Source organism: Calothrix rhizosoleniae SC01, from assembly GCF_900185595.1.
In the GTDB taxonomy this organism is placed as follows: domain Bacteria; phylum Cyanobacteriota; class Cyanobacteriia; order Cyanobacteriales; family Nostocaceae; genus Calothrix_A; species Calothrix_A rhizosoleniae.
This window is the reverse complement of the sequence record NZ_FYBH01000122.1, coordinates 1-10,664: the sequence shown is the minus strand read 5'-3', so window position 1 is coordinate 10,664 and position 10,664 is coordinate 1. Positions and strand designations below refer to the sequence as shown.

General features: G+C 39.6%; 9 protein-coding genes and 1 pseudogene. 4 read left to right on the top strand and 6 right to left on the bottom strand.

The features are described 5' to 3' along the window. Positions 1 to 157: 157 nt before the first annotated feature. Positions 158 to 721 (bottom strand): YdcF family protein, encoded by a 564-nt coding sequence (locus CALSC_RS07060; RefSeq protein WP_235006714.1) that lies wholly within the window; start codon positions 719 to 721, stop codon positions 158 to 160. A gap of 146 nt (positions 722 to 867) precedes the next feature. Beyond that, the gene (locus CALSC_RS07055) at positions 868 to 1,836 is read right to left on the bottom strand and encodes an RpnC/YadD family protein (RefSeq protein WP_088240674.1); all 969 of its coding nucleotides are present in this window, start codon (positions 1,834 to 1,836) and stop codon (positions 868 to 870) included. Between the two features lie 439 nt (positions 1,837 to 2,275). On the opposite strand from CALSC_RS07055, the gene CALSC_RS07050 reads away from it, so the two are divergent. Beyond that, positions 2,276 to 5,212 carry a PAS domain-containing hybrid sensor histidine kinase/response regulator gene (locus CALSC_RS07050; protein WP_088240673.1) on the top strand — a complete coding sequence of 979 codons (2,937 nt, stop codon included), beginning with the start codon at positions 2,276 to 2,278 and terminating at the stop codon, positions 5,210 to 5,212. Positions 5,213 to 5,709: 497 nt separating this feature from the next. Here the strand turns inward: CALSC_RS07050 and CALSC_RS07040 are convergent, their stop codons facing one another. Next, positions 5,710 to 7,737 (bottom strand): NAD(P)/FAD-dependent oxidoreductase, encoded by a 2,028-nt coding sequence (locus CALSC_RS07040; protein WP_088240671.1) that lies wholly within the window; start codon positions 7,735 to 7,737, stop codon positions 5,710 to 5,712. A 168-nt stretch (positions 7,738 to 7,905) separates the two neighbouring features. Between CALSC_RS07040 and CALSC_RS07035 the strand changes: the two genes are divergently transcribed. The 3 genes from CALSC_RS07035 (at position 7,906) to CALSC_RS07025 (ending at position 9,090) form a co-directional block, all read left to right on the top strand. Next, positions 7,906 to 8,139, top strand: a complete 234-nt coding sequence (locus CALSC_RS07035) for a hypothetical protein (protein ID WP_088240670.1) — start codon at positions 7,906 to 7,908, stop codon at positions 8,137 to 8,139. A gap of 298 nt (positions 8,140 to 8,437) precedes the next feature. Beyond that, the gene (clpS, locus tag CALSC_RS07030; protein WP_088240669.1) at positions 8,438 to 8,764 is read left to right on the top strand and encodes an ATP-dependent Clp protease adapter ClpS; all 327 of its coding nucleotides are present in this window, start codon (positions 8,438 to 8,440) and stop codon (positions 8,762 to 8,764) included. Positions 8,765 to 8,769: 5 nt separating this feature from the next. Next, positions 8,770 to 9,090, top strand: coding sequence for a DUF2103 domain-containing protein (locus CALSC_RS07025; protein ID WP_088240668.1), 321 nt, complete (start codon positions 8,770 to 8,772; stop codon positions 9,088 to 9,090). 152 nt (positions 9,091 to 9,242) lie between these two features. On the opposite strand, the gene CALSC_RS07020 is transcribed toward CALSC_RS07025, so the two are convergent. From CALSC_RS07020 to CALSC_RS07015, 3 genes and pseudogenes are all read right to left on the bottom strand, one after another. Beyond that, entirely contained in the window at positions 9,243 to 10,070 is an 828-nt protein-coding gene (locus tag CALSC_RS07020) for an Rpn family recombination-promoting nuclease/putative transposase (RefSeq protein WP_088240667.1), read from the bottom strand. A gap of 169 nt (positions 10,071 to 10,239) precedes the next feature. After that, positions 10,240 to 10,347: an IS1/IS1595 family N-terminal zinc-binding domain-containing protein gene (locus CALSC_RS28280; RefSeq protein WP_422614306.1), complete on the bottom strand. Its 108-nt coding sequence runs from the start codon at positions 10,345 to 10,347 to the stop codon at positions 10,240 to 10,242. 9 nt (positions 10,348 to 10,356) lie between these two features. After that, positions 10,357 to 10,664 (bottom strand): annotated as a pseudogene (locus CALSC_RS07015) (DUF1257 domain-containing protein); the annotation flags it as partial.

The following is a 10,664-nucleotide window of genomic DNA, read 5'->3' as shown; positions in this document are numbered from 1 at the left end:
ACAGTAAATCATTAGTAGAATCCCATATAGATCCCTCCCCCAGACGGGCACGGGCTTCCAGAGCATTATGGAGAGAATATAGATGAGGACTCATATAAATTATGGGTTTTAGACTATTTTATGTTACTAATCAAATCATCTCAAACGTGGGTTTAAACTAGCACCTGTTCGCCCAGTCAAAATCCACAGCACAGAACGCCCACAATCCCTCAACACCCGCAACAACAGATTCCGACTTCCCATTCCTCGACACCACCCCAACAGGAGTAATCACAATCCCCCGATTACCCAATACAATAGTTGCAATACTCCTTGCCCTCCTCATATGATAATCTGACGTAATCAGATAAATATGCTGTAACTTCCCACTGCTAAAATCTTCCACCAAACTCGTAAAATTAGTTACAGTATCACTCGCCCGACCATCCAAATGCAACTTTTGATTGGGAACACCAAACCGCTCAAAAATGCGGCGATTACCATCCAAATTCGAGTCAAAATCAGAAACCCAAATATCTAGATTTTGACGAGACTGCCAAAACCGACCAGCAAATTCCATCCTTTCCGAAGAACTCCCCAACACAAAAATAGCTTGGGGTGTTGGTGCTTGACGGAATGTAATAGCAATCCTCACAGAGATAAAACTACTCAACAACAAAGCTATGATTAAAACCAGCCATACAAACCTGATAGAGTAGAGTTTAAAAAGCTTGAATTTCATGCAGTCACACCACACAAAAAAAATCCTAAAGCAAATCACCAGATACCCCACTTAAACGCCAACAATCCAGATGGAAAAGTGAGGGTATCTTTATTGTCCGACGATTGTACAACAAGAGTTCTTGGATGGGGAAATATTAGTTCAAACTACTCCGTTGTAGGTTGATAAATTTGCCGTAACTGCTCTGGTGTATCCACAATTTCTATCGCCTCCAAAACAGCAGACAATAAATCAACATCGCCAATAGACTCAATCTCCGGTAACAAACTTTGTCCAGACTCCCCAAACTTGAGCCTTAATCCGAAAGAAATACCTTTCATTAACCCTTGTCTGAGTTGATTTTTACCTTGCTCAATCCCTTGCTCAATCCCAATCCGCTCAACACTGGTAACATAACGCATACTAATAGTCTCCTCATATTCACGAAACTCTTGCCAAAAATCCTTCTCTAATTGGGATGGTAAAGTCAACATCCAATCAATAAATCTGAACAAATTAATTACTTGTTCCCTCTCAAAACCCTGCTCATACAACCTTTTGACCAAATTTAACTTTTGTTGTTTACGCTGGGTGCGATTATCACGGGTTGCTAACGCCGCCAAATGTGCCATTACCACAGTTGCGAAAGGATTACGACTTTCCTCTAACTCCCCTTGCCTTTGCCTATAGTCTAACAACTTGACAATGGGAAACTGAAAATCCACGCGACAACCAAACAAATTATAACCAAACTGACTTGGTCGCCAATTAATACCTTCATCTCCCAACACTGCGATTGATGCTACCGAGCGATTGTATCTATCAAAGATGCGATAATTATAACTATACATCCGCCGGGCAAAATCTGATTCCTGCTGTGCTTGCACCTCCACATGCACCAGTATCCAAGATTCTTCCCCACCAATGCGATAAATTTTTACCAACTTATCAACCAGTCGCTTTCCCAACTCCCCATCTCGAATCACTTGCTGTAACTCTTGATCTAAAAATTCCGGTTGTCGTCTCCAATCAATTTCCCCGTGGGCTTGAGGAAAAAAGAAGAACATAAATTCTTCAAAATACAGTTGTAAAATATCTTTCCAAGGTGAATCAAATTCCGTTTGAGGATTGGTCATTCAAGTGAATTTTTATAGCTATTCTCAATAAATTATCCCCCAAAGGTGTATTAATAAAATTAAGGAACAGCAGAAAATCAATTATCCCACATACAACAGTAAATTTGTTGGGGCGCAAACCTTGCGCTCTTAATGTAGGATATTTTGGGAATATTTTAAAGATTGCAAGTCCCTGATTATCAATCAAATTTGTTTTGGTAATATGTCAGAAGAAGGAAGCAATCCTAACCTGCAAGTATAATTTTTATCTGTGTTCTCTACATCACATGATTCACAATTCATAATTACTTTATAGATAATTTAATTTTGCCAAAAATTAAGCTTATTTTTGACAAAAATAGATATCTTTTATTTTTTTTCCGGAGAAGTGGCATTTTAGCAAGTTGCTAGTACTAATAATGCTTATAATGATTATTCTGAGAAGACAGGAGTTTTGACCATGCAACCTAAGAATAAACCTGTCACAAAAACTATAGCTGACATTATTAGTGATGATGGATTTATTGTTAAAAATAATACTCTAAAAATTAATGCCATTTCTTATTTTATCGATCAATATATTATTAACTATAAACTTCATATTTTTCTAGTCCTCTCTATTAGACGCATATTAATTGTGTTAAAGCTTTATACTAACGATTTTTCAACAGGTATATATTTAGTTAATTTAACTACTAAATACTTAAAAGCACTGAAACTTCAATTGATGTCTCTGACTCATAAATATGTATTCACACGGCATAAATGGAATATAAATAATGTTTTTTTAAAGTTAAGAAACTATCATATTTCATCTTTATCAATTATTGAACAACAAGAAAATTATGGCAGCAGAATTACTTCTATAAATATTGAACAATTTTTTCTATATTCATACCATGCAGTGATGTTGAAATTGCAACATGTAGCGGAATTGATAAAAAATAATATGCTTGATACTTCTGTAAATACAGTCCAAACTCAGGGAATTAAGCATTATTTAGCAACAGATAAAAATGATTTAGATAAACCAATAGAACCCAGCAATCAACTTTGTCAAAATTATGCATTATCAGATATAGCGCTCGCTCCTCAGAAAACAGAGCCATATGTGCAGTTGCCAGCCAATATTCTCTCCCTGGTAAATGATGCCATAATTGCCACTGATACAGAATACCGGGTAACTTATTGGAATCCCAAGGCAGAGGGACTATACAATATTAAAGCCTCGGAAATTATCGGTCAGCCATTGTCAACAGCCTTTGAATGCTTGTGGTTGCATCCAGAGGAGCAACAGGCTTGTATGAATTCTTTAAGGAATAATGGTTCTTGGAAAGGAGAAAACATCCATCGCCAATGCAATAGGGAAGAAATTCACGTACAATCTTCAATTTCTGTGCTCAAAAATGAAGAAAACACAGTTATCGGCTTTCTATCGGTGATCAGGGATATTAGGGATGTATATCAGGAAATACGACTACGCCAACGTGCAGAACAAACATTACAGGAAAGGGAAAAACGCTGGAATTTAGTTCTCCAAGGCAGTAATGATGGTATTTGGGACTGGAATGTACAAACCAATGAAGTATTTTTCTCCAGTCGTTGGAAGCAGATGCGTGGATTTGCAGAGGATGAAATTGGTAACTCTTTAGATGAATGGTCCCAACGAGTTCATGGTGATGAGTTCAACTGGGTTATGCAATCAGTGGCAGATTATTTTGCTCGCAAAACTCCTTTATTTGCCGTTGAGTATCGTACCCTTTGTAAAGATGGTACCTATAAATGGATTTTTACTAGAGGGATTGCTCTCTGGGATGAACAGGGTAATGTATTGCGGATGGCAGGTTCAGAGACGGATATTACTGCTCGCAAACTAGCGGAACAACAAGCCCGAGAACAAGCAGCTTTAATTGATATTACTACAGATGCCATTTTAGTGCTGAGTCTTGCCGGAGAGATTGTCTTCTGTAATCAAGGAGCGCAGAGGGTTTATGGTTGGGAAAAAGCCCAGATGCAAGGTAAAAATGCTCACTACCTTTTATACGATGACAGCAGTCTCCCACAACTAGAATCAGCTCTGAAGACAGTATTAGAGGATGGAGAATGGCATGGAGAATTGCATCAATACCGTAAAGATGAACGTCAAATTATTGTGGAAGGCAGATGGACGGTCATTCGGGATGAACAGGGTAATCCCAAATCAATTTTGACCGTTGCTACAGATATTACTGAGAAAAAACAACTAGAAGCCCAATTTCTACGTACCCAAAGGTTGCAAAGTATTGGCACCCTGGCAAGTGGCATTGCCCATGACCTGAATAATATTCTCACACCTATTCTAGCAGTGGCTCAATTATTACCTCTAAAGCTACCTGAACTAGATGATAATACTCAGGAATTGGTGAAAATTGTCCTAGACAATTGCAAACGTGGTAGCGACTTAATCAAACAAATTCTTTCCTTTGCTCGGGGTGCAGAAACTCAACGTACTACTTTACAAGCAGGGCATTTATTGGTGGAAGTGGCGCGGGTTGTTAGACAAACCTTTCCTAAATCCATCGAAATTTGTATGGATATTGCCACCAAAGATTTATGGACAGTTTCTGCTGATGCCACCCAATTACATCAGGTGTTGATGAACCTATGTTTAAATGCTCGGGATGCGATGGCGGATGGAGGTACAATTACCTTAGCCATTGCTAATTTCTTCATTGATGAAAATTATGCCAGAATGCATTTAGATGCTAGGGTTGGCCCCTATGTGGCAATGACAATTTCTGATACTGGATGTGGTATTAGTACTGAAAATTTAGAGCGAATTTTTGAACCTTTTTTTACTACTAAAGAATTGGGCAAAGGTACAGGATTAGGATTGTCAACCGTGTTAGGAATTATTAAAAGTCATGGTGGTTTTGTAGATGTATATAGTGAAGTTGGCAGTGGTACATGCTTCAAAATTTACTTACCAGCAGTAGAAGATACAGGGAAGCAAACATTTTTGGAGTTGGAACCACCAGCCGGTTCGGGAGAATTAATTTTAGTTGTTGATGATGAAACATCTATTTTAGAAATTACGAAAACCTCCCTGGAAACCTATAATTACCAAGCTTTAATTGCGAGGGATGGGATTGAAGCGATCGCATTATTTGCCAAACACGACCACGACATTAAAGTCGTATTAATTGATTTGATGATGCCGAATTTAGACAGTATGACAACTATTCGCACCTTACAAAAACTCAATCCCCAAGTAAGAATTGTTGTCATGAGTGGACTGGCATCTAATGAAGTACTTTCCAAAGCCGCTAGTACCAATGTTCAAGCATTTTTAGCCAAACCATTTACAGCTTGGGAATTATTGAATACATTGCAAAAAGTGAAAATTGAGAATGATTAGGATAGGGCTTGCTAAAAAAGTCTTTTGGTGAGGGTCGGGAGTCGGGAGTAGTTCCAGCCTCTTTAATTTCTATTCTTTTCTCTTCATCTCCCCCTGCTCCCTGCCCCCTGCCCCCTTGCAGCCCACATTCCGCACGTAGAGGAAAACTTTTCGGTATTTTTAAAATACTTGTCTGGTAAGCCTTTTCGGCAATTAAGCGTGACAGCGATAAGCCTAACGGCATAGCTTCGCTTACCGCTAATTATAAGATGAGGGATAATCGCCAAATCATAGTTTATTGATACCATTGTCAACGACTGCTCTGGTTTTCATCCACGGTGGGGCTATCTTTGGGAGTATCACTAAATACAACCATATTTACTTCATGTCTGAAAGCATTGTTATAACTGGATTATAAAAATACCAAGCTTGTTAATTTAACCTGCGGAATGTGGGTTGCAGTCCTAATGATAAGTATTTAACCGGACATGATATCACTCCTTCACTCCTTCCATCTCTTAACTCGGTTTATCAACGCGCACAGCATAGTCAATTGCCAACAACCGCAACCATAAACCAGGATTACGTGGTTCTAGCCAAGGCTGAATACGTTTGAGAAATTGTGAGAACCATCCATTTAACAGAACACTTACCGCAGCATGACTAGTGAAATTAACATAATTACGACTCCAGCGCAGCATATCCTGTGTCCCAGCCATTTCCCAAATCCAAACTAGTAAAGCAGGATTGTTCCAGGCTGCTTTCAGTGCTAGACGGTTAAAAGTTGACCAAGTAAATTTATCTTTAATAAAGTTATCTGTGATTTCCGAGGGTTCATCCACCAATAAGCCAAAGAAATTATTCAGCATGGCATTAACTCTTTGGGGTGGTAAGAATTTCCCAGTCGGTACCATCATCCCTTTTGAAAACATCCAGGTAACGGCAATGTTACTTTGAAAGGCACGAATTTGGTTGAGATGGGCAAAACTCAATAAATCATGCTTGAGAGCTGTATTTAACAGAGTGGTAAGCCGTTCCAAATTACGCACCAGGGAACCAAAGCCAGTAAATACCAAAGGAGATTGGAGAGAAGCTGCATCACCAATTGTTACCAAACGGTCAAATGCCACGGTGCGATCGCGACCATTTGCACTAAAATGACCTGGTATATAGCCGAATGTGGGCTTTTTCCACACCAATTTGTCCAAATTGCACCTCCGATACTCTGGCAAAATGGTAAAAAAGTCTTCATACATTTCCAACAAGGAGCCAGGATTTTGAGGATTAATTTGGTGATAGTGAAATAAATAAACTGTTAGTTCTTCACCCCCACCGGGAAATAACTCCCAAATTAACTGTCGCCCTCGAGAAATGTCACCGTGGCTGTTGAGTACATCACCATATTGGGAGTCCCATACCCCTGGCTCAAATCCACCATCAATTACTGCTCCCACTGTCGGGCAAACGCTGTCAAAAGCACGACTTCCATTTAATTGCCAAGCAATGGGGGAAGCAGTTCCCATTGCATCTACTAAGACTCGTCCACTTGTTATTTTTTCTGTTTGACTGGGTATGTTTTTAACCGTCACTGCTACTTGCTGGGAATCAATATCCGCCCTGATAAACTCCATTTCATCCCAAATTTCTCCCCCTGCAGCTTGCAGTTTTTGTCCACATAGTTGCAGTAATTTTTCTGAATCAAGGGCAATATTTAATACCGTAGGAGTAGATAAAATAGGCGATCGCAAATGTTGGGGATTATTGCCATCAAAAAACTTATTAAACCCATCTTTGTATTCCCTGGCAATGATGGATTCTACCTCCTCAGCAGTGAATAAACCCAGATTGATTAAACTTTGAATTTCAGCGCGGGAAATATTCCATTCCCGGTTCATCCGCCCAAAAGCCAAACGCTCTATTAGTAACACCTTATAGCCTATTTGTGCCATGACAGCAGCGTGAATGGCTCCCAATGCTCCACCAATGTAAATTAGGTCATATACCCCTTGGGAATTGCTAACTGGAGGTTGTGAATTATAAAAAATAACCTGTTTGGGTTGTTGGGGATTTCTGACTCCTTCTCGCCATCGCTGTTCCCACCAGTACACCCTTTGTAAGTCATATTCCCCCTTGGGCATTTGCTGAAAATATTTGACTGTTAATGGGTAGTAAGGTGCTAATGCCTCAAAAATTGATTTTTGACATAAATCAATGGCTGGTGGTTCTGGGTATTGATGGGGGAAGTGGTTTCTAATTTTCCCAGTCAGTTGCTGGAGAATTTCTTTCTCCCCAGGAAAGGGTGTGTCACCCCATCGGAATACCTTCAGATAGGTGGTACGCTGTACTGACCAAATAAAAATAGAAAGTTCATTTGGTAGCTGATCTGTAATTGCTGGTTCAGCAGTTGTAGATTGACCTACTTCCAGACGTATACCCTCTGGCGTAAGTTTTTTGTCTGAGATTTTTGGCTGAAAATCATCTTGCACCCATCTCAGGACACCCTTTGTATCCGCAGTGGGAATTTCCAAATAAAGTAATTCTTTCATAATTTCTCAATTATCCAATAAATATACCTATTAAGACAGATTTAACAAATGAAGAAAGTAAGCTACACTCCGCCCTATCAGTTAAATGAAATTTCAGTAAAGAAACGTTAAGATTCTCTCATATTTGCCACTCCTTTCACCTCGCCCTTAACACACACTAAACGCATTATGAATTATCCCATTCCAGACAAACCCCAGGAAATACTAGCTTTACAGCAGCAACCTATTGATGAAGAATTAGTAGCAACAGCGATCGCAGGGGTGATTAAAATAGTGCGTTCCCAAGGTCAATCCTTAGAAGAGTTAACGGCTCAGGTACTACAGGAAGACAGTGTATTAGATGGACAGCAGCGACATTGGCTGAGTCAAGTTATGTCCCAAGCCTGGGAAAAATTTCCTTAATTGGGGTTTGCTGAATAGCTTTAAAAACCTGAGTCTGTAGGATTATCAGGCTATTGTTCGAGAAAAAGTGCAAGAGAATGGAGATCCAAGACTTAGAAACCTTAGTATTTCTAATTTTCTGTAGTGCAAAAAAACTGGCAATAAGATTAGGTAAAACTATTCCCCATTCCCTATCCCCACCAAAAGACTTTAGTATCTTCACTCCCTAACTCTTTTGCTCCGAATTACCCAACTCTGCCAACCATGAACTACACTTATTATTTGTAGTCTTGACGCAATTTTGTTGGCTAATTGTTTTATGGTTACTAGACTTTCAGCCACAGTTTATGGCATGGCGGCGGCACCAACCGTAACTCCGGAAAAAACGAATCAAGTTATTCGTAAAACCTATCCCAACTATAAAGTGATTGTGTTGAATGATGACTTTAACACCTTTCAACATGTTGCTGAGTGTTTGATGAAATACATTCCAGGCATGACAAGCGATCGCGCCTGGGAATTGACCAATCAAGTACACTATGAAGACAAAGCGATTGTCTGGGTTGGTCCACAGGAGCCAGCAGAACTTTATCACCAACAATTACGTCGAGCTGGTTTAACTATGGCTCCCCTGGAATCGGCGTAAAAACTATGACTAAACCTAGTGCAGATACTCGTAAGAAAAATGTCCAAAAAAATGGTAGGCTGGTCTGGAATCATTCTACCCATATCCCCAGCTTAATACCCATTTTAGACCGTCTCTGTAAGTTGGAGGGGATTCACACTGTAACACCAGGGGAAATTGGACGGGTAAAAGGTCATTGTCCTCATTTAAAATTACGGGTATCTGTCCCCATTAGGGGAGGGTTTAAGCTGATTGCTCGCTTAGGAAAGACCGTGCAAGAGGTGTTTATTATTACATCCTGGGAACGGGAGCAGTTACAAGACGAGATTGCAAAACTGCTTCAGTAGTTATAGCGCTACGGGCAAGTAAAAGGATGTATTATAATTATTGCTTTTAGAGTTTCACCCCAAACTCAAAACTGGTTGTCAGAGTTATTAGAAAAAACCGCTCTGCAACACTTATTTCAATGGAATTAGCTGAGTTAGATATTTACGAACAATTAGAACCTTTTTTCCTCGTTAGCATTAGCTTTTGCAGCTACCAATCGAACTAACTCAACATCCAATCCTAATGCTTCAGCTATTTGTTCTACAGTCGCACCCAAATTCAACATAAAAGAAACTGCTTCCAATTTACCTTCTAGTTTTCCTTCTGCTTTGCCTTCCACTTTACCTTCCTGCTTGGCTTCTTGATAAACTTTTGTTTGCTTTAACTCGCTAAATCCAAACATTTGCTCAATCTCCTCTCGACTTTTTTGGGGAAATTTATAGATAATAATCGTTTCTATCAATTCGAGAAATTCCTGTTGGGTAATTTCCGAGGCTATTTGTTGTCTGGCGAGGTTGATTAACTCCCTAGCTTTTGTAATAGCACTCGATTCTGGCTCTATTACTAATTTAACAGTCCCAATACCAATTGACTGTGATGCTGTGGAGTCGAATTCATCTAAATATATGCGCGTGATTCGTCCAGACGTGAGTAATTCTATATACCTTTCTGTTTCTCCTACATCAACACTGCGGCTTGGATAAACCACCACTCCGCGCCAATTGTTGGTAAGTTGGGTTTTATCAAGGTAAAGAAAGATTTCCGTAAATAGGCGAGAGTAGAATTTTTTATCGGCTTGAAATTGGACTTCTACAAAGTAGATGGGGGATGATGCATTACTTTTGGGGAGAAATACCCCATCGATACGGAAAGCGAGTTGTTTAACTTCGACGGAGGAAAATTGGTAGGTGTTGGCGGTTTCTGGGGGTTGGTTGATTAGTTCAAAGAAGATGCTGGGGAAGCTTTGGAATAGGCGGTAGAAGATCGTATCTGTTTTCACGCTGGTTGATGTTGGGTTGATGGCGTAAATCTTGATTTTACTAGAGTATTTGCTCTTTTTTACAGTGTAGCGTGTGCTACCGCGAAGCGTGACACATCATCCGGTAATATGGCTTGGTGTAATGGCTCTTTGGAAAAAACTTTTTGGTTTACTGCAAATTTAGTGTTGATTAAACATCTTTAAATTGAGTTCCACAGTTCTGACATTTGTAGTTTTGTTTTCCCTGAAAGTAGCTATATTTGCCAATTTGAGTAGAACCACATCTAGGGCATTTCATCTTTTTAATAACACCACGCTGCTTGATTTCTGCTAATGATTTATTAATACTATACTTCTGAAAGATAGAGTTGATTAGTTCCGTCTGATTGTGCTTCCTTGCAATGCCCCACAAGCAAGCAATTAAATCATAAGAACCATCGGAATTTTGAGAAAAACCGATGTCATATTCGCCTTCAAGAACTGCAACAACATCAGCGCGAACTCTCTGACCATTATCACCACGAACATCTGCATACGTTTTCACGGAGATCCCCAAGTCTCGGAGACTTTTTTTGAGAATTTCCGCATCTGTGATTTTGGTACGTAGGGTACTAC